At 67.8% G+C, this 25,225-nt stretch carries 18 protein-coding genes; 13 read left to right on the top strand and 5 right to left on the bottom strand.

Annotated features, from left to right (window positions below):
* Position 1: 1 nt before the first annotated feature.
* From qhpG to PSEWESI4_RS23855, 4 genes are read right to left on the bottom strand one after another with little or no spacing between them, the layout of a single operon-like run.
* On the bottom strand, positions 2 to 1,303 hold the full coding sequence (qhpG, locus tag PSEWESI4_RS23870) for a flavin-dependent monooxygenase QhpG (protein WP_187673733.1): 1,302 nt from the start codon (positions 1,301 to 1,303) through the stop codon (positions 2 to 4).
* On the bottom strand, positions 1,296 to 1,976 hold the full coding sequence (gene qhpE / locus PSEWESI4_RS23865) for a subtilisin-like serine protease QhpE (RefSeq protein WP_187673732.1): 681 nt from the start codon (positions 1,974 to 1,976) through the stop codon (positions 1,296 to 1,298). The genes qhpG and qhpE overlap by 8 nt, the downstream gene beginning before the upstream one ends.
* A complete protein-coding gene (locus PSEWESI4_RS23860; protein ID WP_187673731.1) occupies positions 1,966 to 3,699 on the bottom strand; it encodes an ABC transporter ATP-binding protein in 1,734 nt (577 codons plus the stop codon). The genes qhpE and PSEWESI4_RS23860 overlap by 11 nt, the downstream gene beginning before the upstream one ends.
* A gap of 52 nt (positions 3,700 to 3,751) precedes the next feature.
* Positions 3,752 to 5,656 carry a sigma-54-dependent Fis family transcriptional regulator gene (locus PSEWESI4_RS23855; protein ID WP_187673730.1) on the bottom strand — a complete coding sequence of 635 codons (1,905 nt, stop codon included), beginning with the start codon at positions 5,654 to 5,656 and terminating at the stop codon, positions 3,752 to 3,754.
* Positions 5,657 to 5,923: 267 nt separating this feature from the next.
* On the opposite strand from PSEWESI4_RS23855, the gene PSEWESI4_RS23850 reads away from it, so the two are divergent.
* The 11 genes from PSEWESI4_RS23850 to PSEWESI4_RS23800 all read left to right on the top strand — a co-directional run bounded on the left by PSEWESI4_RS23850 (position 5,924) and on the right by PSEWESI4_RS23800 (position 20,619).
* Complete coding sequence (locus tag PSEWESI4_RS23850; protein WP_187673729.1) at positions 5,924 to 6,322, top strand: MerR family transcriptional regulator; 399 nt, start codon at positions 5,924 to 5,926, stop codon at positions 6,320 to 6,322.
* 29 nt (positions 6,323 to 6,351) lie between these two features.
* Positions 6,352 to 7,515 carry an isovaleryl-CoA dehydrogenase gene (locus PSEWESI4_RS23845; RefSeq protein ID WP_187673728.1) on the top strand — a complete coding sequence of 388 codons (1,164 nt, stop codon included), beginning with the start codon at positions 6,352 to 6,354 and terminating at the stop codon, positions 7,513 to 7,515.
* 96 nt (positions 7,516 to 7,611) lie between these two features.
* The gene (locus PSEWESI4_RS23840; protein WP_187673727.1) at positions 7,612 to 9,216 is read left to right on the top strand and encodes a carboxyl transferase domain-containing protein; all 1,605 of its coding nucleotides are present in this window, start codon (positions 7,612 to 7,614) and stop codon (positions 9,214 to 9,216) included.
* A gap of 84 nt (positions 9,217 to 9,300) precedes the next feature.
* Positions 9,301 to 10,101, top strand: coding sequence for a gamma-carboxygeranoyl-CoA hydratase (locus tag PSEWESI4_RS23835; protein WP_187673726.1), 801 nt, complete (start codon positions 9,301 to 9,303; stop codon positions 10,099 to 10,101).
* Positions 10,098 to 12,080, top strand: coding sequence for an acetyl/propionyl/methylcrotonyl-CoA carboxylase subunit alpha (locus tag PSEWESI4_RS23830; RefSeq protein WP_187673725.1), 1,983 nt, complete (start codon positions 10,098 to 10,100; stop codon positions 12,078 to 12,080). The genes PSEWESI4_RS23835 and PSEWESI4_RS23830 overlap by 4 nt, the downstream gene beginning before the upstream one ends.
* Before the next feature lie 173 nt (positions 12,081 to 12,253).
* A complete protein-coding gene (locus PSEWESI4_RS23825; RefSeq protein ID WP_187673724.1) occupies positions 12,254 to 13,162 on the top strand; it encodes a hydroxymethylglutaryl-CoA lyase in 909 nt (302 codons plus the stop codon).
* Positions 13,159 to 14,592, top strand: a complete 1,434-nt coding sequence (locus PSEWESI4_RS23820) for a sigma-54 interaction domain-containing protein (protein ID WP_187673723.1) — start codon at positions 13,159 to 13,161, stop codon at positions 14,590 to 14,592. The genes PSEWESI4_RS23825 and PSEWESI4_RS23820 overlap by 4 nt, the downstream gene beginning before the upstream one ends.
* Before the next feature lie 299 nt (positions 14,593 to 14,891).
* Positions 14,892 to 16,160 carry an OprD family porin gene (locus PSEWESI4_RS23815; protein WP_187673722.1) on the top strand — a complete coding sequence of 423 codons (1,269 nt, stop codon included), beginning with the start codon at positions 14,892 to 14,894 and terminating at the stop codon, positions 16,158 to 16,160.
* 126 nt (positions 16,161 to 16,286) lie between these two features.
* Positions 16,287 to 17,678 (top strand): GntP family permease, encoded by a 1,392-nt coding sequence (locus PSEWESI4_RS23810; protein ID WP_187673721.1) that lies wholly within the window; start codon positions 16,287 to 16,289, stop codon positions 17,676 to 17,678.
* A gap of 26 nt (positions 17,679 to 17,704) precedes the next feature.
* Complete coding sequence (locus PSEWESI4_RS23805) at positions 17,705 to 18,475, top strand: 3-hydroxybutyrate dehydrogenase (RefSeq protein WP_187673720.1); 771 nt, start codon at positions 17,705 to 17,707, stop codon at positions 18,473 to 18,475.
* 188 nt (positions 18,476 to 18,663) lie between these two features.
* Positions 18,664 to 20,619 carry an acetoacetate--CoA ligase gene (locus tag PSEWESI4_RS23800; RefSeq protein ID WP_187673719.1) on the top strand — a complete coding sequence of 652 codons (1,956 nt, stop codon included), beginning with the start codon at positions 18,664 to 18,666 and terminating at the stop codon, positions 20,617 to 20,619.
* A 122-nt stretch (positions 20,620 to 20,741) separates the two neighbouring features.
* Here PSEWESI4_RS23800 and PSEWESI4_RS23795 read toward each other — a convergent pair whose 3' ends face one another.
* Positions 20,742 to 21,956: a PilT/PilU family type 4a pilus ATPase gene (locus PSEWESI4_RS23795; protein ID WP_187673718.1), complete on the bottom strand. Its 1,215-nt coding sequence runs from the start codon at positions 21,954 to 21,956 to the stop codon at positions 20,742 to 20,744.
* A 116-nt stretch (positions 21,957 to 22,072) separates the two neighbouring features.
* Between PSEWESI4_RS23795 and PSEWESI4_RS23790 the strand changes: the two genes are divergently transcribed.
* Together PSEWESI4_RS23790 and PSEWESI4_RS23785 are read left to right on the top strand one after the other, a co-directional pair.
* On the top strand, positions 22,073 to 22,351 hold the full coding sequence (locus PSEWESI4_RS23790) for a peptidylprolyl isomerase (RefSeq protein ID WP_187673717.1): 279 nt from the start codon (positions 22,073 to 22,075) through the stop codon (positions 22,349 to 22,351).
* A 121-nt stretch (positions 22,352 to 22,472) separates the two neighbouring features.
* Positions 22,473 to 24,677, top strand: a complete 2,205-nt coding sequence (locus tag PSEWESI4_RS23785) for a mechanosensitive ion channel family protein (protein ID WP_187673716.1) — start codon at positions 22,473 to 22,475, stop codon at positions 24,675 to 24,677.
* Positions 24,678 to 25,225: the final 548 nt, after the last annotated feature.

The following is a 25,225-nucleotide window of genomic DNA, read 5'->3' as shown; positions in this document are numbered from 1 at the left end:
GCTACGGATATCCCTGGGCGGCCAGCCAGCCGCGAAGCATGCGCCGATGCTCCGGGGCCATTCCCCGCAGCACCTCCTCCAACCCCGCCCCACCCTGCAAGGCACGCACCAGCGGCGCCAGTTCGATCCCCTGCAGGTGCCAGATGCCCAGCGGCTGATCGGCGCTGACCACCACGTCGGCCTCGTCGATCAGGCCGTCGCGGATCACCGGCAGGCGCTCCACCCGTACCTGGCCGAAGTCGGCGGCGGCATGCAGTGGCTCGGCATCCGGCCAGGCGCTGCGCTTGCGCCAGAACGGCTGGTCCGCCCAGCGCTGTTCCAGCGCGTAGAAATCGCGTCCGGTGCGGGCGAAGCGCAGGAACAGTTGCTCCACCCGCGACTGGTGGAAGCGCCGGGCCAGTTGCGCGCGTTCGGGATGGCGCAACAGGGTGTTGATCACCGCCGGCGCCTGTAGCGCCGAGGACAGCGACTGGAAGATGCCGTTGCCGGACAGCGGGTCCACCGCCATGGCCGCGTCGCCCACCCGCAGCCAGTTCGCCCCGCTGGCCTCCTGGAACAGGATCGCCGTGCTGCTGCGCGCATGCAGTTCCGCAGGTTGCAGGGCCGTCGCGCCGAACAGCTCGCTCACCAGCGCGGACTGCCGGCGCCGCTCGGCGCACCAGGCAGGCAACCGTTCCTTGGCCGGCAGTCCGGCACTGGCCACGTCCAGGGTGATCTGCCAATAGCAGCGGCCATCGGCCAGGCGCGCCATCCAGGCCCAGCCGTCGGGCAGGCTCTGCACTGCCGAGGCCGGTGCGCCGGGCGCTTCCCGCCACTGGTTGAGCAGGCTGAGGGTTTCCGGTCCGCGCAGGCGGCCGGCGGCGAGCGGCGCCTGGCGGCCACGCGCCTCGACGAGGAAGTCGGCCCGGCGGGTCTCGCCCGGATCGAGATGCAGCAGATGGCCGGCGGCATCGCTGCCCACGCTGCGCACCCGCGCCTCGACCAGTTCGACGCCCGCCGCGCGCAGGTCCTCGCGCAGGGCGGCATCGAAGCTGGGGCGGTCCAGCAGGCACTCCTGGTTGGCGGACTGGCCGTCGCCGTTCCACTGCACCCGCCGTGGCGAAGGCGGCGCGGCGCTGGCCAGGGCGCGGGTCAGGCCGGCGTGGCGCAGGCCTTCCAGCACGCGCTGGGAAACGCCCTCCACCGCCGCGAAGCGGCGCCATTCGCTGATCACGCACACTTCGTAGCCCAGGCGCGCAAGGCCGATGGCCACCGCCGCCCCCGCCGGCCCGGCTCCCAGCACGGCGATGCGCGCGTCAGCCATGCTCCGCCCCCCGGCGCTCGGGACCGATAAAGGCCGCGCCGCTGCGCAGATGCTCCAGCACCGCCTCGCGCCCCGCGTCCGGCCGGTCTTGCAGGAAAGCGGCGATCTGCCCGCTCAGCGCCGCGCAGGCGACACTGGCACCCGCCAGCCCGGAGGCCGCGTTGACCGGCGCGCCGAAATCGGCCTGGGGGCTGTCCAGCCAGGACCACTGCCCCGGCGCGCAACGGGCATCCCCGGTAACGCGGATCACCCCTGGATAGCTGGCGGGAAACACCGGCTCGCCCCGCGCCGGGCTGGAGGCGCAGAGCAGCACGCCGGCCTCCAGCGCCATGGCGCAGGCTTCGCGCAGCACCGGCCGATCGTTGCGCAGGCCGAGGCTGAGGTTGATCAGCGCCACCCGCCGCTCCACCAGCCAGTGCAGCGCGGCGGCCACCTGCAGCGGGCTGGTCGCCCAGCGCTCGGCGAATACCTGGGCGACGTACACGGGCAACGGCCCCGCCTGGGCCGCCAGGGTGTCGAGCAGCGCACTGCCATGGCCTAGGCGATCCGCCTGGGCCTCGCCTTCGTGCAATTCGCCGCCCGCCAGCCAGAAACGCCGGGAGCCGGCCACCCGGCTCGCCTGGGCCGGCGAATGGCCGCTGTCGATCAGGCCGATGCGCAGTTCAGTGGCCATGGCCGAGGAACTCTCCTTCCAGCACCCGCAACGTCCCGCCCGCCAGGTGCAGGCGCAGGTCGGCCTCCGCCAGGGTCGTGGCACGGTGGCTGATGAGGATGCGCGTGCGCCCGGCGAACAAGTGGTCGATGGCGGCGATCACCTCGCGCTCGGTGGCCTCGTCCACCGCCGAGGTGGCTTCGTCGAGTACCAGGATCGCCGGGTCCTGCAACAGCGCGCGGGCGATGGCGATGCGCTGTTTCTGCCCGCCGGAAAGCTGCTGGCCGCGCTCGCCGAGCTGGCTGTCGAGACCCTGCGGCAGGCTGGCGACCAGGCCGTCGAGCCGGGCCAGGCGCGCCACTTCCTCGAGCTGCGCAGGGCTGGCCCCGGGCGCGCCGTAGGCCAGGTTGTCGGCCAGGCTGCCGCGAAACAGCACGATGTCCTGGCTGACCACGGCGATACGCCGGCGCAGAGCGAACAGGTCCAGCTCGCGCAGGTCCGCGCCGTCGAGCAGGATGCGCCCCTGATCCGGGTCGTAGAAGCGTTGCAGCAGGTCGATCAGGGTCGACTTGCCGACCCCGGAAGCGCCGCTGATGGCCACCTTGAGGCCGCCGGGAATGCACAGGTCGACACCCCGCAGCAACGCTTCGGCGCGTTCCTCGTGGGCGAACCAGACGCCCTCCAGGCGCAGTTCGCCCGGCCCTTCGGGCAGCGGCCGGGGCGTCTCGGGCTGGCCCACCTGCGCCGGCTCGTCGCGCAGTTCGGCGACGCGGCCGAGGCTGACGGTCATGCGTTGCAGGGCGACGTACAGGCCGAGCAGGCTCTGCACCGGCCCCACCGCCATGCCCAGGTAGGTAGAGAAGGCGATCAGCGCGCCGAGCTGCCAGGTGCCCTGCACCACCCAGTAGCCGCCGATGATGAAAGCGGCGGCCCGCGACAGCGACGTCAGGGTGCCCGGCACCGCCTGGGTGAAGAACTCGGTGACCTGCAACTTCAGCAACTGGCGCATGTAGCCCTGGCCGAGCCCTTCCAGGCGCTGCGACTCGCGCCGCTGCTGGCCGGCGGACTGGATGAACTTCATCGCCGGCAGGGTCTCGACGAGGAACGACGACACGTCCGCCGAGCGCTCGCGCAGGTGGCGCGCCTCGCGTTCCACCTTGCGCCGCATCCAGCGCAGCCAGAGTACTTCGATGGGGATCAGCACGGCCAGCAGCAGCGACAGTTGCCAGGACAGCACCAGCATCAGCGCCACGGCGCCGATCAGGCCAATCACGCTGGACACCGCGGCGAACAGCGAATCCACCGCGAAGCGCTGGATCTCGGCGACGTCGCCGTCCAACCGCGACAGCAGGTCGCCGATCCGCCGGCGTCCGTAGAAGGTCGGCGACAGTTTCTGCAGGTGGCGGTACAGGGCATCGCGCAGGGCGAACAGGATTCGCCCGGAAAGCTGGGTATGCAGGTAACGGTTGAGACCGCCCAGCAGCGTGCCGAGGATGCCCACCAGGATCATCGCCACGGCGACCTGCACCAGCACGCCGAAATCGCGGGCCAGCAGGCCGTCGTCGATCAGCATCTTGGTCAGCCAGGGCTGCGCCAGCACCAGCAGCGAGGCGCACAGGGACAGGCCGAGCAGGCGCAGGATCGCGCGCCGCTGCGGGCGCACGAAGCCGTAGAGCCAGTGCAGGGCCCGTCGCAGGCGCTCGGGATCGGTGGACTCGACCAGGCGCAGGAGCAGGCGGATCATCGTGCGCGGCGACCGCGAAATGCCGGCCGTCCGGGTATAGCCACTGCCATGTTCAGCCCCGCAACTGCTTGAGCTTGCGATACAGCGTGGCACGGCTGATGCCGAGCGCGTCGGCGGCGGCCGAGACATTGCCCTGGTGCCGTTCCAGCGCGCCGCGGATCAGCTCCAGCTCGGTCTCGCGGATGCTGCCGGGCTGCCGGCAACTGGCGGTCAGGTCGTCCAGCAGGCTGTCGGTCAGGTGGTCCAGGCCGAGCACGCTTTCGCCGCTCTCGCGCATGGCCAGGGCCGAGCGCAGGACCATCTCCAGTTGGCGGATGTTGCCCGGCCAGTCGTAGTTGCCGAACAGTTCGAGGAGGTCCTTGTCCAGGCTCACCCCGCCGGCTCCCAGCTTGTGCAGCACCACGCCGATCAGGCCGCTCATGTCGTTGCGCTCGCGCAGCGCCGGCAGGCGCAGGCTGATGCCGTTGATGCGGTAGTAGAGGTCTTCGCGGAAGCTCTTCTCGCGGACCAGCCGCTTGAGGTCGCGGTGGGTGGCGCAGATCACCGCCACGTCGATCTCCTGCTCGTCGCCGGCGCCCAGCGGCGCCACCTTGCGCTCCTGCAGCACGCGCAGCAGGCGGGCTTGCAGGCTCAACGGCATGTCGCCGATCTCGTCGAGGAACAGCGTGCCGCCATGGGCCTGCATCAATCGGCCGACCATGCCGCCCTTGCGCGAGCCGGTGAAGGCGCCGTCGCGGTAGCCGAACAGTTCGGACTCGATCAGCCCCTCGGGAATCGCCGCGCAATTGACCGCCACGAACGGCTTGTCGGCGCGCCGGCTGGCCTGGTGCAGGGCGCGCGCCACCACCTCCTTGCCGGTCCCGGTCTCGCCCAGCAGCAGCACCGGCAGGTCGCCGGCCAGCCCCTGGCTGGCCATGCGCAGCGCACGGGCCAGGCGCGGATCGTTGCCGGCCAGGGCCTCGAGCAACGGCGGCCTGGCGACCGGCGGGCGTGGCAGCGCGACGCCGTGGCCCAGGGTGGCATGGCGCGGCACCTGCAAGGCACGGAAATAGAACTCGCCCTTGGCGGTCTGCACGCTGCTCACCACGCCCTGCAGCAGGCGCGCGATGAACTGCGGGGAGCGGCTGCCCAGCAGGTCGCTGCTGTGCCGGCCGACCAGCGCCTCGCGACTCGATTGCAGCAGGCTGCAAGCCTGTTCGTTGACCGCCAGCACCTCGCCATCGAGGCTGAGCGCCAGCAGGCCGTGCCAGGCGGAGCCGAGATACTGCGGGCGGGAGTGGAAGGCCAGGACGATGTGTTCGGGGTACATGGCGCCGAACAGCCGGCTCTCGATGTTGCTCGCCGCCAGTATCAGCGCGGTGAGGCTGTCCTCGGGCTGGCTCATGACGCCGTCGCGGGTCAGGTCGAGCACGCCGACCACCTTGCCTTGCGGGTCCTTGATCGGCACCGAGGTGCAGGCGAAGCGGCTGAGCCGGTCGAGGAAATGCTCGCCGCAGTTGATCAGCGTCGGCCGCGCCTCCACCAGCGCGGTGCCGAGGGCGTTGGTACCGCGCAGCGACTCGCTCCAGCAGGTGCCGAGGCGCAAGTCGCCGAGCCCGGCGTTGTACAGGCAGTCGGTCTGCCCCTCGATGGCGAGTACGTTGGCCTCGGCATCGCCGAGAATGATCAGGCCGCCCTTGCCCTGCTGCCGGACCAGGTATTCCAGCTCCGGCGTGCTCGCGTCGAGCAGCAGCCGGTTGCTGGCCAGCAGGGCCTCCAGGTCGCGGGCGGTTTCCCGGCCCCGGGCCTCACCCTCCAGGCAGTTCAGTCCGTGCTGCAGGCTGCGCCGCCATGAGGCGTCGATTTCTTCGCGCAGCAGCCCCTGGGGCAACTGTCCTTCGCTGCGCAGTCTCTGGCGGACCTGCCGGGCGTTGGACAAGGAATCATCAATTGTTGTTATTCGAATGCTTTGCGCCATGCCTCGCTCCAGCCTACCCCTCGGCCGGCGCGGCCAGAATGGCCACGCACGGACACGGCGGGGGGAGTTGCCTGCCCTGAATGTCTACACCCGCCGCACGCCCCCGTAAAGGGCCAAGGCGTGCTGACCCGGGTACGACAGCAAGGCAAGTATCAGGCCATGCAGCGTCCGTCAGCCGTGCGCTACACATTGTTTGCCCGCTGTTGACAGACAGCTTTGCACAGGCTTACGTTAACGTAAAGGTAAACGAGACGACGAGCCCCGCCCATGTCCATCACTTATGGCATTTCCGATCTGGCCCGCGAACTGGACGTCACCACCCGCGCCATCCGCTTCTACGAGGAGCAAGGCATGCTCAGCCCCGAGCGGCGCGGCCAGGAGCGCATCTACAGCGCCAAGGACCTGGTGGCGCTGAAGCTGATCCTACGCGGCAAGCGCATCGGCTTCTCGCTGGCCGAGTGCAAGGAGCTGATCGACCTCTACGACCCCAGCAGCGGCAACCGCAGGCAACTGGAGACCTTCATGGAGAAGATCGCCGCCCGCCGCGCCCAGCTCGAACAGCAACTGCTCGACATCCAGCAGATGCAGCTCGAGCTGGACACGGCCGAGGAACGCTGCCTGGCGGCCATGGCCGAAACCGATAGAAAACAACGTGTTACTTCCTGAACCTGACAAACACAATTACAGGTGGAACCATGAGCTACCCCTCCCTCAACTTCGCCCTGGGCGAAACCATCGACATGCTCCGCGAGCAGGTGCAGTCCTTCGTCGCCGCCGAGCTGGCGCCGCGCGCCGCCGAGATCGACGGCAGCAACCAGTTCCCCATGGACATGTGGCGCAAGTTCGGCGACATGGGCCTGCTCGGCATCACCGTGGAAGAGGAATATGGCGGCTCGGGCCTGGGCTACCTGGCCCACGTGATCGCCATGGAGGAGATCAGCCGTGGTTCGGCCTCGGTCGCCCTCTCCTACGGCGCCCACTCCAACCTCTGCGTCAACCAGATCAAGCGCAACGGCAACTCCGAGCAGAAGGCCAGGTACCTGCCCAAGCTGGTCAGCGGCGAGCATGTCGGCGCCCTGGCGATGAGCGAGCCGAACGCAGGCTCCGACGTGGTTTCCATGAAGCTGCGCGCCGACAGGAAAGGCGACCGCTACGTGCTCAACGGCAGCAAGACCTGGATCACCAACGGCCCGGACGCCAACACCTACGTGATCTACGCCAAGACCGACCTGGACAAGGGCCCGCACGGCATCACCGCGTTCATCGTCGAGCGCGACTGGAAGGGTTTCTCCCGCGGCAACAAGTTCGACAAGCTGGGCATGCGCGGCTCCAACACCTGCGAGCTGTTCTTCGACGACGTGGAAGTGCCGGAAGAGAACGTGCTGGGCAAGGAGAACGGCGGCGTGCGCGTGCTGATGAGCGGCCTCGACTACGAGCGCGTGGTGCTCTCCGGCGGCCCGGTGGGCATCATGCAGGCGGCCATGGACGTGATCGTGCCCTACATCCACGACCGCAAGCAGTTCGGCCAGAGCATCGGCGAGTTCCAGCTGATCCAGGGCAAGGTCGCCGACATGTACACCCAGCTCAACGCCAGTCGCGCCTACCTGTACGCCGTGGCCAACGCCTGCGACCGTGGCGAGACCACCCGCAAGGACGCCGCCGGGGTGATCCTCTACACCGCCGAACGCGCCACGCAGATGGCCCTCGACGCCATCCAGATCCTCGGCGGCAACGGCTACATCAACGAATTCCCCACCGGCCGCCTGCTGCGCGACGCCAAGCTCTACGAGATCGGCGCCGGCACCAGCGAAATCCGCCGGATGCTGATCGGACGCGAGCTGTTCAACGAAACGAAATAACGGCAGCTACAAGCCGCAAGCTACAAGCTGCAAGCAAGAGCGCCCCGCTGTTCTCTTGCAGCTTGAGGCTTGTAGCTTGCAGCTCATGGAGAAGCCATGATCCTGCACACTCAGATCAATCCGCGTTCCCCCGAGTTCGCCGCCAATAGCGCGGCCATGCTCGAGCAGGTGGACGAGCTGCGCGCCCTGCTCGCCCGCCTGCACGAAGGCGGCGGCAAGAAGGCCCAGGCGCGTCACACCGCACGCGGCAAGCTGCTGCCGCGCGAGCGCATCAACCGCCTGCTCGACCCCGGCTCGCCGTTCCTGGAAGTCGGCCAGCTCGCCGCCCATGAGGTCTACGGCGAGGACGTGCCCGCCGCCGGGGTGATCGCCGGTATCGGCCGGGTCGAGGGCGTCGAGTGCATGATCATCGCCAACGACGCCACGGTGAAGGGCGGCAGCTACTACCCGCTGACGGTGAAGAAGCACCTGCGCGCCCAGGCCATCGCCCGCGAGAACCGCCTGCCGTGCATCTACCTGGTGGACTCCGGCGGCGCCAACCTGCCGCGCCAGGACGAGGTGTTCCCCGACCGCGAGCACTTCGGCCGGATCTTCTTCAACCAGGCCAATATGAGCGCAATAGGGATTCCCCAAATTGCAGTCGTCATGGGTTCCTGCACCGCCGGCGGCGCCTACGTGCCGGCGATGAGCGACGAGACCATCATGGTGCGCAACCAGGCCACCATCTTTCTCGCCGGCCCGCCGCTGGTGAAGGCCGCCACCGGCGAAGTCGTGAGCGCCGAGGACCTCGGCGGCGCCGACGTGCACTGCAAGACCAGCGGCGTGGCCGACCACTATGCCGACGACGACGAGCACGCCCTGGCCCTGGCCCGACGCAGCATCGCCAACCTCAACTGGCGCAAGCTCGGCCAGCTCGACGCCCGCGCCCCCGTCGCCCCGCGCTACCCGGCCGAGGAGCTGTACGGGGTGATCCCGAGCGATGCCAAGCAGCCTTTCGACGTGCGCGAGGTGATCGCGCGCATCGTCGACGACTCGCTGTTCGATGAGTTCAAGGCGCTGTTCGGCAGCACCCTGGTCTGCGGTTTCGCCCGCATCGACGGCTACCCGGTGGCGATCCTGGCGAATAACGGCATTTTGTTCGCCGAGTCGGCGCAGAAAGGCGCGCACTTCGTCGAACTGGCCTGCCAGCGCGGCATCCCGCTGCTGTTCCTGCAGAACATCACCGGTTTCATGGTCGGGCAGAAATACGAAGCCGGCGGCATCGCCAAGCACGGCGCCAAGCTGGTCACCGCCGTGGCCTGCGCCCAGGTGCCGAAGTTCACCGTGATCATCGGCGGCAGCTTCGGCGCCGGCAACTACGGCATGTGCGGCCGCGCCTACGACCCACGCTTCCTGTGGATGTGGCCCAACGCCAAGATCGGCGTGATGGGCGCGCAGCAGGCCGCAGGCGTCTTGGTACAGGTCAAGCGCGAGCAGGCCGAACGGGCCGGCCAGCACTACTCGGACGAAGAGGAACAGCGCCTCAAGCAGCCCATCGTCGAGCAGTACGAGCGCCAGGCCCATGCCTTCTACTCCAGCGCGCGGCTGTGGGACGACGGCGTCATCGACCCGGCGCAAACCCGCGAGGTGCTGGCCCTGGCGCTGTCGGCCAGCCTCAACGCCCCCATCGAGCCGACCCGCTTCGGCGTGTTCCGCATGTAAAAGCAGCGGCAAGCTTCAAGCTATAAGCTGCAAGCAGTGCTCTTTGCGGCTTGCGGCTTGCCGCTGGCGACCGAAGGTAGCCTTATGACCGACTTCATCACTATCGAGCTTGAAAAAGACCCGCGCGGCATCGCCACCCTCTGGCTCAACCGCCCGGAGAAGAACAACGCCTTCAACGCCGAGACCATCCGCGAGCTGATCCTCGCCCTTGACGAAGTCGGCGCCGACAAGGCCGTGCGCCTGCTGGTCCTGCGCGGCCGTGGCAAGCATTTCTGCGCCGGCGGCGACCTGGCCTGGATGCAGCAGCTCGGCGAGCTGGACTACAACGGCAACCTGGCCGACGCCCAGCAACTGGCCGAGCTGATGTACAACCTCTACCACCTGAAGAAACCGACCCTGGCCGTGGTGCAGGGCGCCGCCTTCGCCGGCGGGCTGGGGCTGGTCAGTTGTTGCGACCTGGCGATCGGCGCCGACAACGCCCAGTTCAGCCTGTCCGAGGTGCGCATCGGCCTGGCCCCGGCGACCATCGCTCCGTTCGTGGCCAAGGCCATCGGCCAGCGCGCCGCGGCCCGCTACTCGCTGACCGCCGAGCGCTTCGACGGCCGGCGCGCGGTCGCCCTCGGCCTGCTCGCCGAATGCTATCCGGCCGAGGAACTGGAGGCCCAGGCCGACGCCTGGATCGCCAACCTGCTGCTCAACAGCCCGGCCGCCATGGTCGCCTGCAAGGCGCTGTTCCATGAAGTCGCCGGCGGCGAACTGACTCCGGCGCTGCGCCGCTACACCGAAAGCGCCATCGCCCGCATCCGCATGAGCCCGGAGGGCCAGGAAGGCCTGCGCGCCTTCCTCGACAAACGCAAACCGGCCTGGCAGGAGTCCCAAGCATGACTATCACCACCCTCCTCGTCGCCAACCGTGGCGAGATCGCCTGCCGGGTGATGCGCACCGCCAAGGCCCTGGGCCTGAAGACCGTGGCCGTACATAGCGCCATCGACGCCAATGCACGGCATGTGCGCGAGGCCGACCTGGCGGTGAACCTGGGCGGCGCCAAGCCGGCGGAAAGCTACCTGCTGGTCGACAAGCTGATCGAAGCGGCCAGGGCCAGCGGTGCCCAGGCGATCCACCCCGGCTATGGTTTTCTCTCGGAGAACGCCGGCTTCGCCCGCGCCATCGAGGACGCCGGGCTGATCTTCCTCGGCCCGCCCGCCAGCGCCATCGACGCCATGGGCAGCAAGTCGGCCGCCAAGGCGCTGATGGAGGAAGCTGGCGTGCCGCTGGTGCCCGGCTACCACGGCGAAGCGCAGGACATCGAGACCTTCCGCGCCGCCGCCAAACGCATCGGCTACCCGGTGCTGCTCAAGGCCGCGGCCGGTGGCGGCGGCAAGGGCATGAAGGTGGTCGAGCGCGAAAGCGAGCTGGCCGAGGCCCTGGCCTCCGCGCAGCGCGAGGCACAGGCGGCGTTCGGCGACTCGCGCATGCTGGTCGAGAAGTACGTGCTCAAGCCGCGCCACGTGGAGATCCAGGTGTTCGCCGACCGTCACGGCAACTGCCTGTACCTCTTTGAGCGCGACTGCTCGATCCAGCGCCGCCACCAGAAGGTGGTCGAGGAAGCGCCGGCCCCCGGCCTGACGCCGGAACTGCGCCGGGCCATGGGCGAGGCGGCGGTCAAGGCCGCCCAGGCCATCGGCTACGTCGGCGCCGGCACCGTGGAATTCCTGCTGGACGAGCGCGGTGACTTCTTCTTCATGGAGATGAACACCCGCCTGCAGGTCGAGCACCCGGTCACCGAGGCGATCACCGGCCTCGACCTGGTGGCCTGGCAGATTCGCGTGGCGCGCGGCGAGCCGCTGCCGATCACCCAGGAACAGGTGCCGCTGAACGGCCACGCCATCGAAGTGCGCCTGTACGCGGAAGACCCGGACAACGACTTCCTGCCCGCCACCGGCACCCTCGCCCTCTATCGGGAAGCCGCCGCAGGCGCCGGTCGCCGCAGCGACAGCGGCGTGGCCGAGGGCGACGTGGTGTCGCCCTTCTACGACCCGATGCTGGGCAAGCTGATCGCCTGGGGCGAGAGCCGCGAGGAAGCACGCCTGCGCCTGCTGGCCATGCTCGACGACACCCTGGTCGGCGGGGTGAAGACCAACCTGGCCTTCCTGCGCCGCGTGCTGGCCCACCCGGCCTTCGCCGCCGCCGAGCTGGATACCGGCTTCATCCCGCGCCATCAGGACGTGCTGCTGCCCCTGCCCGGCGAGCTGCCGGACGCCTTCTGGCAGGCCGCCGCCGACGCCTTCATCCAGAGTGAGGCCGAACAGCGCCGCAGCGACGACCCACACTCGCCCTGGAGCGCCCGCAGCGGCTGGCGCGCGGGCGTGGCGGCGGAGACCGAGTTGCATCTGGTCTGCAATGGCGTCGGCCGCAAGGTGCGGCCCGGCGGCAATGCGCAGCTCCAGGGCGAAACGCTGACCTGTGGGAGCCAGCTTGCTGGCGATGCCTTGATCGCGAGCAAGCTCGCTCCTACAACAGCGGTGCAGCGCCGGCTGCACGCCATCCGCCGTGGCGATACCCTGTACCTCGAATGGAACGGCGAACTGCACGCCATCACCCGCTTCGACCCGATCGCCGAAGTGGAGGCCAGCCACAGCCACCACGGCGGCCTGACCGCGCCCATGAACGGCAGCATCGTCCGCGTGCTGGTGGAAGCCGGCCAGCGGGTCGAGGCCGGCACCGCCCTGGTGGTGCTGGAGGCGATGAAGATGGAGCACAGCATCCGCGCGCCGCAGGCCGGCACGGTCAAGGCGCTGTACTGCGTCGAGGGCGAGCTGGTCAGCGAAGGCACCGCCCTGGTGGAACTGGAGTCGGAATCGTAGGCTGGCACAGACCAGTTCCCTCTCCCCCCGGGAGAGGGTTAGGGTGAGGGGCCGAGTTTCCAAGGGCACACAGCCGAACCTGACTCACGTTGCAGGGTGGAAAACCCACGAAGCGGTTTTCCACCACAGAACGGTGGATGGATAAAGCGTCATCCCCCCCACGGAGAAATTGCATGAACCTGCCCCAACACGTGCGCCTGGTCGAAGTCGGCCCGCGCGACGGCCTGCAGAACGAGAAACAGCCGATCAGCGTGGCCGACAAGGTCCGCCTGGTGGACGACCTCACCGCCGCCGGGCTCGGCTACGTCGAGGTCGGCAGTTTCGTCTCGCCCAAGTGGGTGCCACAGATGGCCGGCAGCGCCGAGGTGTTCGCACAGATCCAGCGCAAGCCGGGCGTCACCTACGCCGCGCTGACGCCCAACCTCAAGGGCTTCGAGGCGGCGCTGGAGTCCAGGGTCGAGGAAGTAGCGGTGTTCGCCGCCGCTTCCGAAGCCTTCTCGCAGAAGAACATCAACTGCTCCATCGCCGAAAGCCTGGAGCGCTTCGTGCCAGTGATGGAGGCCGCCCGGCAGCACGGCGTGCGCGTGCGTGGCTACGTGTCCTGCGTGCTCGGCTGCCCCTACGAGGGCGAAGTGAAGCCCGAGCAGGTCGCCCATGTCGCCCGCGAACTGTTCGCCATGGGCTGCTACGAGGTGTCCCTCGGCGACACCATCGGCGTCGGCACCGCCGGCGCCACCCGGCGCATGTTCGAGGTGGTCGGCCGCGACGTGCCGCGCGACAGGCTCGCCGGCCACTTCCACGACACCTACGGCCAGGCCCTGGCCAACATCTACGCCAGCCTGCTCGAAGGCATCGCCGTGTTCGACAGCTCGGTCGCCGGCCTCGGCGGCTGCCCCTACGCCAAGGGCGCCACCGGCAACGTGGCCAGCGAGGACGTGCTCTACCTGCTCGACGGCCTGGGTATCGAGACGGGCATCGACCTCGACCGGCTGATCGCCGCCGGCCAGCGCATCTGCCAGGTGCTCGGCCGCGCCAACGGCTCGCGGGTCGCCCGCGCCAGGAACCCGGACCGCATGGCATGAAGGCACCGGAAGAGCTCAAGGACTACCAGCGCGTCCGCCTGCTGGCGATCCGCTCGCTGTTCGAGATCGTCGAGCAATCCAGCGAAGGCACGGTGATCGTCGACCGGGACGCGCGGATCGTCTGGATGAACGAGCGCTACGCCCGCCGCTTCGGCCTGGAGAGCGCCGAGCAGGCCATCGGCAAGCCCTGCGAAAGCGTGATTCCCGGCTCCCTGATGCGCGAGGTGGTGCGCAGCGGCCGGCCGATCCTGCTGGACATGCTCGACGCGCCCAAGGACCCGCTGGTGGTGATGCGCCTGCCGATCCACGACGACCAGGGCGTGACCATCGGCGCCATCGGCTTCGCCCTGTTCGACCAGTTGCGCTCGCTGTCGCCGCTGCTCACCCGCTACCAGGCCATGCAGGCCGAACTGGCCTCGACCCGCTCGCTGCTACAGGCGCGCCAGGCCAAGTACAGCTTCTCGCACTTCATCGGCACCAGCGCCGCCAGCCTGGAGGTCAAGCGCCGCGCCCGGCGCAGCGCCACCACCGAGTCGCCGGTGCTGCTGCTCGGCGAGACCGGCACCGGCAAGGAACTGCTCGCCCACGCCATCCATTCCGCCTCGCCGCGCGCCGGCAAAGCGTTCGTCAGCGTCAACAGCGCGGCGATTCCCGAGGCGCTGCTGGAGGCGGAGTTCTTCGGCACCGCGCCGGGCGCCTTCACCGGCGCCGAGCGCAAGGCGCGACCGGGCAAGTTGCAGGTCGCCCAGGGCGGCACGCTGTTCCTCGACGAGATCGGCGACATGCCGCTGAACCTGCAGAGCAAGCTGCTGCGCGTGTTGCAGGAAAAGGAGTTCGAGCCGGTCGGCTCCAACCAGGTGATCCGCAGCGACGTCCGCCTGATCGCCGCCACCTCCATCGACCTCGAGGACGCCGTGCGCCAGGGCCGCTTCCGCGCCGACCTCTACTATCGCCTCAACGTCCTGCCGATCCAGGTGCCGCCGCTGCGCGAACGGCTGGAAGACCTGCCGGTACTCTGCGAGTCGATCCTCGACGAGCTGCGCCTCGGCGCCGGCCACCAGCACCATGAGCTGGACGACGAAGCCCTCGCCCTGCTCGCCCGCCACGCCTGGCCGGGCAATATCCGCGAACTGCGCAACGTGCTGGAACGCGCCGCCCTGCTCGGCGACGACACCCTGCTCGGCGCCGAAGCGCTGCGCGCGGCCATCGGCACCCTGTCGCCGCTGCCGGAACCACGGCCCTCGGCGAACGCGGCACTGCACATCGCTCCCGGCCTGGACTTCCAGAGCGCCCGCGAAGCGTTCGAGCGCCAGTTGATCGGCGAAACCCTCGCCGCGCACGACGGCAACGTCAACGAGGCCGCCCGGCAACTGGGCCTGGGCCGCTCGACGCTGTACAAGAAGATGGCGACGCTGGGGCTTTCGTCCTGATCCGGAGACAAAGTCTCCAATCAGAGACAGTCGTCCATGGCCTGAGAAATCGGTCTTCCCGCCCACAGCCTGGCTCCAGATCGTCTCCATTTCGAGACATAATCTAGATGTCGTCTAATAAATAAAATATAAGTTATTGTTTTTAAACGATTTAAATATCTGGCACGAAAAGCGCTATTGGGTTCCTGCGGCCAGTCCGCAGCCGAATAACAACAAGACCGCTGCACGTTGTGCGAACGCTCCCCCGGAACGCTCCGGCACCGTTCCCGTTCGCCACGTCGCCGTGCCAGGAGTCATACATGAGCCATAAGCTCACCCAGGGCCTCGCCCTCGCTACCTTCGGCATCACCGCCAGCCTTTCCGCCTCCGCCCATGCCGCCTTCCTCGATGACAGCAAGGCCAGCCTGGAACTGCGCAACTTCTACTTCAACCGTGACTTCCGCCAGGACGGCGCCGCCCAGTCGAAGGCCGAGGAATGGGCGCAAGGCTTCCTGCTGCGCTACGAATCCGGCTTCACCGAAGGCCCCATCGGGGTTGGCGTCGACGCCATCGGCCTGCTCGGCGTCAAGCTGGATTCCAGCCCCGACCGCGCCGGCTCCGGCCTGCTGCCGCGCGACCGCGAAGCCCCCAGGGGCGCCCATGACGACTACAGCGAGCTCGGCCTGACCGCCAAGCTGCGCGCCTCCAACAGCGTGCTGAAGGTCGGCACCCTGTTGCCCAAGCTGCCCAGCGTGCTGGCCAACGACTCGCGCCTGCTGCCGCAGACCTTCCAGGGCGCGCACCTGAGCTCCAGCGAATTCGCCGGCCTGACCCTCGACGCCGGCCACCTGCGCCAGGTGAGCCAGCGCGATTCGTCGGACAGCGAGGACATGATCATCACCGGCGGCGGCGCGAAGAACATCACCTACCGCGCCGGCGACAGCAGCGACGAATTCGACTTCGCCGGCGCCAGCTACCAGTGGAACGAACGGCTCACCACCGCCTACCACTACGGCGGCCTGGACGGCTTCTACCGCCAGCACACGGTCAGCCTGCTGCACGTGCTGCCGCTCGGCGAAGGCCGGTCGCTGAAGAGCGACCTGCGCTACAGCGACTCCAGCGACGACGGCAGCAGCAACGTCGACAACCGGGCCTTCGGCGCGATGTTCACCTACAAGTCCGGCGCCCACGCGCTGGGAGCCGGCTACCAGTCCATGAGCGGCGACACCGGTTTCGCCTACATCAACGGGACCGACGCTTTCCTGGTCAACTTCGTGCAGATCGGCGATTTCGCCAACAAGGACGAGAAATCCTGGCAGCTCCGCTACGACTATGACTTCGCCGCCCTCGGCGTGCCCGGCCTGACCTTCATGACCCGCTACCTGTCCGGCGACGACATCGACCTCGGCGCCGGCCGGCCCGAAGGCAAGGAGTGGGAACGCGACACCGACATCGGCTACGTGGTGCAGAGCGGCGCCCTGAAGAACCTCGGCGTCAAATGGCGCAACGCCACGGTGCGTTCCAGCCACTTCGGCAGCGACCTGGACGAGAACCGGCTGATCGTCAGCTATACGCTGCCGCTCTGGTAAGGGATGCGGGCTCGCGGGCCACCCGGTCCGCGAGCCCGTGAACGGCAACGAACCCACAATCACAAGAACGACAGGCGCATCGCAGGGTCCACTCCCGATGCGTCCCCCGGATCAGGAGACATCCCGATGAGTGTGCTCATCGCCCTTGCGGCCCTCGCCCTGCTGATGCTCGCCGCCTATCGCGGCTACAGCGTCATCCTCTTCGCCCCCATCGCCGCCCTCGGCGCGGTGCTGCTCACCGATCCGTCCGCCGTGGCGCCGGCCTTCACCGGCGTGTTCATGGAGAAGATGGTCGGCTTCATCAAGCTGTACTTCCCGGTATTCCTGCTCGGCGCGGTGTTCGGCAAGCTGATCGAACTGTCCGGCTTCTCGCGCTCCATCGTCGCCGCGGCGATCAGCGTGCTCGGCACCCGCCAGGCGATGCTGGTGATCGTGCTGGTCTGCGCCCTGCTCACCTACGGCGGCGTGTCGCTGTTCGTGGTGGTGTTCGCGGTCTACCCGTTCGCTGCCGAGATGTTCCGCCAGAGCGACATTCCCAAGCGCCTGATCCCCGCGACCATCGCCCTCGGCGCGTTCAGCTTCACCATGGACGCCCTGCCCGGCACGCCACAGATCCAGAACATCATCCCCACCACCTTCTTCGGCACCACCTCCTGGGCAGCGCCCTGGCTGGGCGTGGTCGGCACCCTGTTCGTGTTCGGCGTCGGCATGCTCTACCTGCACCGCCAGGCCGGCAAGGCCCGCCGCGCCGGCGAGGGCTACGGCACCGAGCTGCGCAACGAGCCGGAAACCCCGGACGACATCAAGCTGCCCAATCCCTGGCTGGCGCTGTCGCCGCTGGTGCTGGTGGGCGTGGCGAACCTGATGTTCACCAGTTGGATTCCCCAGGTCTACGGCAAGGTCCACACCCTGCAATTGGCCGGCATGGCCACGCCGATCCAGAGTGAAGTCGCCAAGCTGACCGGCATCTGGGCGGTCCAGGCGGCGCTGCTGCTGGGCATCCTGCTGGTGCTGGTGTGCGCCTTCGGCACCATCCGCGCCAAGCTGGCCGAAGGCACCCGCACGGCGGTCGGCGGTTCGCTGCTGGCGTCGATGAACACCGCCTCGGAATACGGCTTCGGCGCGGTGATCGCCTCGCTGCCGGGCTTCCTGGTGCTGGCCGACGCGCTGAAGAACATCCCCAACCCGCTGGTCAACGAAGCGATCACCGTCACCCTGCTGGCCGGCATCACCGGTTCGGCATCCGGCGGCATGAGCATCGCCCTGGCGGCCATGTCCGACAGCTTCATCGCCACCGCCAACGCCGCCAACATCCCGCTGGAAGTGCTGCACCGGGTGGCCTCGATGGCCAGCGGCGGCATGGACACCCTGCCCCACAACGGCGCGGTGATCACCCTGCTGGCGGTCACCGGCCTGACCCACCGCGAGGCCTACAAGGACATCTTCGGCATCACCCTGATCAAGACCCTGGCGGTATTCGTGGTAATCGCCACCTTCTACGCTACCGGCATCGTCTGATCGCTCCGCGCGACAAGGAGAAACACATGCACCTCACAGGCAAGACCGCACTGGTCACCGGCTCCACCAGCGGCATCGGCCTCGGCATCGCCGAGCGCCTGGCCGCGGCCGGCGCGAACATCCTGCTCAACGGTTTCGGCGACGCCGGCGCGGCCTTGGCCGAGGTCGGCCGGCACGGCGGCAAGGTCGCCCACCACCCGGCGGACATGTCCAGCCCCGAGGCCATCGCCGAGATGATCGCCTACGCCGAGCACGAGTTCGGCGGCGTCGACATCCTGGTCAACAACGCCGGCATCCAGCACGTGGCGCCGGTGGAGGCATTCCCGGTGGAGCGCTGGGACGCGATCATCGCCATCAACCTCTCGGCGGTGTTCCACACCACCCGCCTGGCCCTGCCGGGCATGCGCCGGCGCGGCTGGGGGCGGATCGTCAACATCGCCTCGGCCCACGGCATGGTGGGCTCGGAGCAGAAGGCCGCCTACGTGGCCGCCAAGCACGGCGTGGTCGGCCTGACCAAGGTGGTGGCGCTGGAAACCGCCCGCGAGCCGATCACCTGCAACGCCATCTGCCCCGGCTGGGTGCTGACCCCGCTGGTGCAGAAACAGATCGACGACCGCATCGCCGCCGGCACGCCAGCGGAGCAGGCACGCCACGACCTGCTGGCCGAGAAACAACCGTCGCTGGAGTTCGTCACCCCCGAACAGCTCGGCGAACTGGCGCTGTTCCTGTGCGGCGAAGGAGCCGCCCAGGTGCGCGGCGCGGCCTGGAACGTCGATGGCGGCTGGTTGGCGCGGTAAGGGGGGCTGGTTCATTGGATTCCCGCGTTCGCGGGCATGACGGGGTGGTGAAGGCCCGCACAAGGTTTCCCTCGTCATCCTCGCGAACGCGGGGATCCAATCGAACTCGAGGCCCCACTCTACGGGCAGTCCCCCGGGCGGCGCCGCCCGGCCTAGAATGTCCAGAGTCAGGAAAGTGGAGTTTCAGCATGCCCCGACCACTCTGGAGCCCCTCCCCGGAACGCATCGCCACCACCCGGATGGATGCCTTCCGCCGCTTCGTCAACCAGCGTCACAGCCTCGACCTCGCCGATTACCCAGCCCTGCACGCCTGGAGCGTGGAGCGCCGCGAGGAGTTCTGGCAGGCCATCGTCGACTTCTTCGACATCCGCTTCCGCACGCAGCCGAGCGCCGTGCTGGAGGAAGGCCCGGCCATGCCCAGCGCACACTGGTTCTCCGGCGCCACCCTGAACTTCGCCGAACACCTGCTGCGCCGCCGCGATGACCGGCCGGCGCTGGTCGCCGTCGGCGAGGACGGCTCGCGCGAGCAGCTCACCCATGCCGAACTGGCGCAACATGTCGCGGGCCTGCAACGAAGCCTGAAGGCGACCGGAGTTGGCGTCGGCGACCGGGTCGCGGCCTTCATGCCCAACACCTGGCAGACCGTGGTCGGCATGCTCGCCGCCACCAGCCTGGGCGCCACATGGTCGAGCTGTTCGCCAGACTTCGGCACCCAGGGCGTGATCGACCGCTTCGGGCAGATCGAGCCCAAGGTGCTGATCGCCGCCGCCGGCTACCGCTACGCCGGCAAGAACCTCGACCTGACCGGCAAGCTGAACGAAATCCTCGAACGCCTGCCATCGCTGCAACACCTGGTCGTAGTGCCCTACTCACGCTCGGATGCCCGTACGACGGATTGCAAATCCGCTGCACGAATCACCCTGTGGGATGATTTCTACCAACCCGGCGGCGAGCCGGATTTCGTCCCGGTGCCTTTCGAGCAACCGCTGTACATCCTCTACTCCAGCGGCACCACCGGGGTGCCCAAGTGCATCGTCCACGGCGTCGGCGGCACCCTGCTGCAACACGTCAAGGAACACGGCCTGCACACCGACCTGCACGACACCGACACGCTGTTCTACTACACCACCTGCGGCTGGATGATGTGGAACTGGCTGGTCTCCGGGCTGGCCCTGGGCGCCACCCTGGTGCTCTACGACGGCTCGCCCTTCCACCCCGCCCCGGAACGCCTGACCGACCTGATCGATGCGGAAGGCATCAGCATCTTCGGGACCAGCGCCAAGTACCTGGCCGCCCTGGAAAAGGCCGGCGTGGAACCCAATCGCAGCCACCGCCTGGAACGCCTCAAGGCCGTGCTCTCCACCGGCTCGCCACTGGCCCACGAGAGTTTCGACTACGTCTACCGCACCTTCAAGGACGACCTGTGCCTGTCGTCCATTTCCGGCGGGACCGACATCGTTTCCTGCTTCGTCCTCGGCAACCCGGTGCTGCCGGTGTGGCGCGGCGAGCTGCAATGCAGGGGCCTGGGCATGGACGTACAGGTCTGGAACGACGAAGGCCAACCGGTGCTCGGCGAGAAAGGCGAACTGGTCTGCGCCCGCCACTTCCCATCGATGCCGGTGGGCTTCTGGAACGACCCGGATGGCGAGAAATTCCACGCCGCCTATTTCGACAGCTTCCCCGGCGTCTGGGCCCATGGCGACTACGCGGAGATCACCGAGCACGGCGGCCTGGTGATCCACGGCCGCTCCGACGCCGTGCTCAACCCCGGCGGCGTGCGCATCGGCACCGCAGAGATCTACCGCCAGGTGGAAAAGGTCGAGCAGGTGCTGGAATCCATCGCCATCGGCCAGGAATGGGAAGGCGACGTGCGCGTGGTGCTGTTCGTCCGCCTGCGCGACGGCGTGACGCTCAGCGACGAACTGCAAGCCGAGATCCGCCAGGTCATCCGCGCCAACACCACCCCGCGCCACGTCCCGGCGAAGATCATCCAGGTCGCCGACATCCCCCGTACCATCAGCGGCAAGATCGTCGAGCTGGCGGTGCGCAACGTTGTGCACGGCAAACCGGTGAAGAACACCGACGCGCTGGCCAACCCGGAAGCGCTGGAGCTGTATCGGGATCTGGTGGAGTTGCGGAACTGACTACGAACAGCAGCCCGAGCACTATTCGGCTCATTTTATGAGCCGAATGATCGACCCATTCGGCTCACGCCGCTACGAGAGCCAAGCATGTCGACTAAAAGCTCTTCGTAGGGTGCGGAGGTTCAGATACCCCGGCGACCCGGATCTTCCGGCGGCTGGTCTTCCTCGATGTCCTCGAGTTTCAGTTCCATGCTCCAGTCGCCGGACTCGCTCGGGCGCGTGGTGGCGGCTACCGGTGCGGCGGCGGGCGCCGGGGTCGGAGCCGCTGGGGGTGGTGTTTCGCGGTACAGCTTGAGCTTGAGGCGCACGTTGTTGGCCGAATCGGCGTTCTTCACCGCCTCGTCCTCGCTGATCGCACCTTCGTTGACCAGGTCGATCAGCGCCTGGTCGAAGGTCTGCATGCCGAGGTTCTTCGACTTCTCCATGATTTCCTTGATCTCGGAAAACTCGTTGCGCTTGATCAGGTCGCGGATGGTCGGCGTGCCGAGCAACACTTCCACCGCGGCGCGGCGCTTGCCGTCGACGGTCTTGACCAGGCGCTGGGAGACGAACGCCTTGAGGTTGTTGCCCAGATCGTTGAGCAGTTGCGGGCGGCGCTCCTCGGGAAAGAAGTTGATGATGCGGTCCAACGCCTGGTTGGCGTTGTTGGCGTGCAGGGTGGAGATCGCCAGGTGGCCGGTGTCGGCGAAGGCCAGGGCGTGCTCCATGGTCTCGCGGTCGCGGATCTCGCCGATCAGGATCACGTCCGGCGCCTGGCGCAGGGTGTTCTTCAGCGCAGCGTGGAAGCTGCGGGTGTCCACGCCCACTTCGCGCTGGTTGATGATCGACTTCTTGTGCCGGTGCACGTACTCCACCGGGTCCTCGATGGTGATGATGTGCCCGCCGCTGTTGCGGTTGCGATAGTCGATCAGCGCCGCCAGGGAGGTGGACTTGCCCGAGCCGGTCCCGCCGACGAACAGCACCAGGCCGCGCTTCTCCATCACCGTCTTGAGCAGCACCTCGGGCAGCTTGAGGTCCTCGAAACGGGGGATTTCCATCTTGATGTTGCGGGCGACGATGGAGACTTCGTTGCGCTGCTTGAAGATGTTGATGCGGAAACGGCCGATGTTGGGCAGGGAAATCGCCAGGTTCATCTCCAGCTCGCGCTCGAATTCGACCCTCTGCTCGCTGTCCATGATGGAAGCAGCCACCTCCGCGACGTCTCCGGGCTTGAGGGGTTCGCTGCCGAGCGCCTTGAGCACGCCGTTGAACTTGGCGCAGGGTGGCGCGCCGGTGGACAGGTAGAGGTCGGAACCGTCCTGGCTGGCCAGGATTTTCAGCAGTGCGGAGAGGTCCATGGGAGCGCGTCCGTGAAGGTTGGCGAGAGTCCGGGGTCAGCCTGGAAAATGGCGCCATTCTGGTGGCGCGGCGAATGCTGGCACAATAGCGCCCCCGCAGAAATGAGGACAGCGTCATGGCAAAGGCAATGGCCCGCCACATCCTGGTCAAGACCGAGGCGCAAGCCACCGCGCTGAAGAAGCGCATCGCCGCCGGCGAAGCCTTCGACGTGCTGGCCCGCAAGCATTCGCTCTGCCCTTCCGGCAAGCGCGGCGGCGACCTCGGCGAAGTGCGCCCCGGGCAGATGGTGCGGGCGATCGACCAGGTGATCTTCAGGAAGCCGTTGCGCGAAGTGCACGGGCCGGTGAAGAGCCAGTTCGGCTACCACCTGGTGCAGGTGTTCTATCGAGAGTAGACACTTTTCGAACGAGTCGGACCAACCGCCGGCGCTGAGGCTCTGTGGTATGCCTCGGGAATGGGTATCGGCTCTGCTATGATCCGCCCGTTCCGACCTCCGCCTTGGGTATCACTCTCCCGTGTCGATACTGTCCTTTCCTGCCGCCCATCTCCGCATCCTGGCCCTGCTGCTCGGACTGTTCGTCATCCTGCTCCACCCGGAGCGAGCCCAGGCCGCGCTGCCCAACCCGCTGGCGGGCGGTTCCGCCAGTGGCGAGAAGGTCAACGAGGCCCAGCTCCAGCAGTCGCTGAACCAAGTGATCCAGACCCTGGAGAACGACAGACAACGCGCCGACCTGCTGAAGAAGCTGAAACAGTTGCGCGATGCCACCAAGGAAAGCAGCAAGGGCGACGATGGGGTGCTCACCCTGATCGGCAACACCCTGGGCGGCCTGGAGAAGCGCTTCCAGGGCGCCAACAGCCCGCTGGCCCTGTGGAGCAACCAGTTCCTGCTGGCGCACGCCGAACTGAAGGAGCGCCTGCCCGGTTGGCGCGACCTGCCGGCGATGATCTTCGACTTTTCCGTGGTCATCCTGCTCTGGGCCTGCCTGGCCAGCGGACTGCTCTGGCTGGGGCGGCGCATGCGCGAGCGCTTCGGCCTGGCGGCGGAACTGCCGCAGAACCCCAAGACCCGCGACCTGGCCCTGTTCGCCCTGAGCAAGCTGGGGCCCTGGCTGATCGCCTTCTTCATCACCCTCTATCTATCGGTGGTGCTGCCGGAGTCGCTGAGCAAGACCCTGGCGATGGTCATGGCCTATGTGCTGGTCTGCGGCACCCTGTTCTCCGCCCTCTGCGTGATTTCCCTGTCGCTGCTCAGCGGGCCGCACAGCATGCGCGCGCTGACCATCCTGCGGCGCCGGGCCTTCCGCCCGCTGTGGCTGATCGGCAGCCTGGCCGCCCTCGGGGAAGTGGCCCATGACCCGCGCCTTATCGCCGGGCTGGGCGAGCACACCTCGAATTGCCTGAGCACCCTGGCCAACGCCAGCGCGGCCCTGCTCACCGCGCTGTTCGTGCTGCGTTTCCGGCGGCCCATCGCCCACCTGATCCGCAACCAGCCGCTGGAACGCCGCCTCAAGGGACGCGGCCTGCACGACCTGGTGAGGCTGCTCGGCTCCCTGTGGTTCGTGCCGGTGCTGTTGCTGGTGGGGATTTCCCTGTTCGCCACCTTCATGTCCGTGGGCGATAGCAGCTTCGCCCTGCGCCGTGCCCTGGTCTGCGCGGTGCTGGCGGTGGTGGCGATCACGATCATCGGCCTGATCCGCCGCCGCTCCAGGCGGGTCGGCAGCGGGCCGCGTCGCAGCGCGACCTATATCGAGCAGTTGCAGAGTTTCGGCTACACCCTGCTGCATCTCTTCGTCATGCTGTTCTTCATCGAGATCGGGCTGCGGGTCTGGGGCCTGTCGCTGATCCGCTACGCCGAGGGCGATGGCCAGCAGATCAGCATGAAGGTGGTCAGCTTCGGCTCCACCCTGCTGGTGGCCTGGCTCGTCTGGATCCTCACCGACACCGCGGTGCAGCACAGCCTCGGCGCCGGCAGCAAGAGCCGGCCGAACACCCGCGCCCTGACCATGATGCCGCTGATCCGCAACGTGCTGTTCGTCACCATCGCGGTGATCGCCCTGATCGTCGCCCTGGCCAACATGGGCATGAACGTCACGCCGCTGCTGGCCGGCGCCGGCGTCATCGGCCTGGCCATCGGCTTCGGCGCGCAGTCGCTGGTGGCGGACCTGATCACCGGGCTGTTCATCATCATCGAGGACTCGCTGTCCATCGACGACTACGTGGACGTCGGCGGCCACCTGGGCACGGTGGAGGGCCTGACCATCCGCACCGTGCGCCTGCGCGACCTGGACGGCGTGGTGCACACCATCCCGTTCAGCGAGATCAAGAGCATCAAGAACTACTCGCGGCAGTTCGGCTATGCCATGTTCCGCTGGCCGGTACCGGCGAGCATGCCGATCGACGACGCGGTGGCCCTGGTGAACACGGTGGCCCGGGAGCTGCGCAGCGATCCGGCGATCTACCGCAGCCTGTGGTCACCGCTGGAGTTGCAGGGCGTGGAAAGCTTCGACAACGGCCAGGCGATCCTCCGCTTCCGCTTCAAGACCGCGCCGATCAAGCAGTGGGAAGTGCAACGGGCGTTCAACCTGCGCCTGCGCCGCCACCTCGACCAGGCCGGCCTGGAACTGTCGATGCCGCGCCTGAACGTCCAGCTCAGCCGGACGCGCAAGGCCAGGGCAGAACCACCGGAAGAACAGGGCACGCCGGCAGACGGCGGAATCTAGCCCGAGGCCAGATCCGTTGGCGGCGCAAGGCCGCCATACAACTGCCGTCATTCCGATAAGCATCAGTTCACCCAACGGCCGTTTCAAGGGCGCGGCGACCTCGGACAAGCGCCGCCCCGTCAGCACTACGGCCGCAGCCCCATTCTGGAAGGAAAGCCCAGCGCGGCGCACTACCAAGTTCCTCTGAAACCCAGTCGTATCTGCCTGTTTGGCCGAAGCAGTGGCTACGCACGGCTCAAATCTTCGCTCCGAGCCACTGGATTGCGTTTTCCTCGTGGCACTTTGCGCGCAATGGCATACGGTTCCTCTCCCTGTGGACCGAGCATCCAGGCTCACGGCACGTTCCCAACCGACAAGCATGTGCACGGTCATCATCGACCGTGGCGATTCATACAGCAATCGCCACGACGAACAAACTAAGAACAGTCTCATTGCTCACAGTCGGAAAGCCATGATTGCATCGGGCCCGACTGTGCATGCAGTCATTCAGGACATGCGTTGAACTCGCTCACTCGAGCGAATGACTCGCAAGGCATTTGGGTCCATGC

The organism is Zestomonas carbonaria (assembly GCF_904061905.1).
GTDB classification, from domain to species: Bacteria; Pseudomonadota; Gammaproteobacteria; order Pseudomonadales; family Pseudomonadaceae; genus Aquipseudomonas; species Aquipseudomonas carbonaria.
The sequence above is the reverse complement of the archived record's forward strand: the minus strand, read 5'-3'. Positions and strand labels throughout refer to the sequence as shown.

Excerpts from the sequence above, each read along its gene's own strand:
- qhpG (WP_187673733.1), bottom strand. The coding sequence starts at position 1,303 with ATGGCTGACGCGCGCATCGCCGTGCTGGGAGCCGGGCCGGCGGGGGCG.
- qhpE (WP_187673732.1), bottom strand. The coding sequence starts at position 1,976 with ATGGCCACTGAACTGCGCATCGGCCTGATCGACAGCGGCCATTCGCCG.
- PSEWESI4_RS23860 (WP_187673731.1), bottom strand. The coding sequence starts at position 3,699 with ATGATCCGCCTGCTCCTGCGCCTGGTCGAGTCCACCGATCCCGAGCGC.
- PSEWESI4_RS23855 (WP_187673730.1), bottom strand. The coding sequence starts at position 5,656 with ATGGCGCAAAGCATTCGAATAACAACAATTGATGATTCCTTGTCCAAC.
- PSEWESI4_RS23850 (WP_187673729.1), top strand. The coding sequence starts at position 5,924 with ATGTCCATCACTTATGGCATTTCCGATCTGGCCCGCGAACTGGACGTC.
- PSEWESI4_RS23845 (WP_187673728.1), top strand. The coding sequence starts at position 6,352 with ATGAGCTACCCCTCCCTCAACTTCGCCCTGGGCGAAACCATCGACATG.
- PSEWESI4_RS23840 (WP_187673727.1), top strand. The coding sequence starts at position 7,612 with ATGATCCTGCACACTCAGATCAATCCGCGTTCCCCCGAGTTCGCCGCC.
- PSEWESI4_RS23835 (WP_187673726.1), top strand. The coding sequence starts at position 9,301 with ATGACCGACTTCATCACTATCGAGCTTGAAAAAGACCCGCGCGGCATC.
- PSEWESI4_RS23830 (WP_187673725.1), top strand. The coding sequence starts at position 10,098 with ATGACTATCACCACCCTCCTCGTCGCCAACCGTGGCGAGATCGCCTGC.
- PSEWESI4_RS23825 (WP_187673724.1), top strand. The coding sequence starts at position 12,254 with ATGAACCTGCCCCAACACGTGCGCCTGGTCGAAGTCGGCCCGCGCGAC.
- PSEWESI4_RS23820 (WP_187673723.1), top strand. The coding sequence starts at position 13,159 with ATGAAGGCACCGGAAGAGCTCAAGGACTACCAGCGCGTCCGCCTGCTG.
- PSEWESI4_RS23815 (WP_187673722.1), top strand. The coding sequence starts at position 14,892 with ATGAGCCATAAGCTCACCCAGGGCCTCGCCCTCGCTACCTTCGGCATC.
- PSEWESI4_RS23810 (WP_187673721.1), top strand. The coding sequence starts at position 16,287 with ATGAGTGTGCTCATCGCCCTTGCGGCCCTCGCCCTGCTGATGCTCGCC.
- PSEWESI4_RS23805 (WP_187673720.1), top strand. The coding sequence starts at position 17,705 with ATGCACCTCACAGGCAAGACCGCACTGGTCACCGGCTCCACCAGCGGC.
- PSEWESI4_RS23800 (WP_187673719.1), top strand. The coding sequence starts at position 18,664 with ATGCCCCGACCACTCTGGAGCCCCTCCCCGGAACGCATCGCCACCACC.
- PSEWESI4_RS23795 (WP_187673718.1), bottom strand. The coding sequence starts at position 21,956 with ATGGACCTCTCCGCACTGCTGAAAATCCTGGCCAGCCAGGACGGTTCC.
- PSEWESI4_RS23790 (WP_187673717.1), top strand. The coding sequence starts at position 22,073 with ATGGCAAAGGCAATGGCCCGCCACATCCTGGTCAAGACCGAGGCGCAA.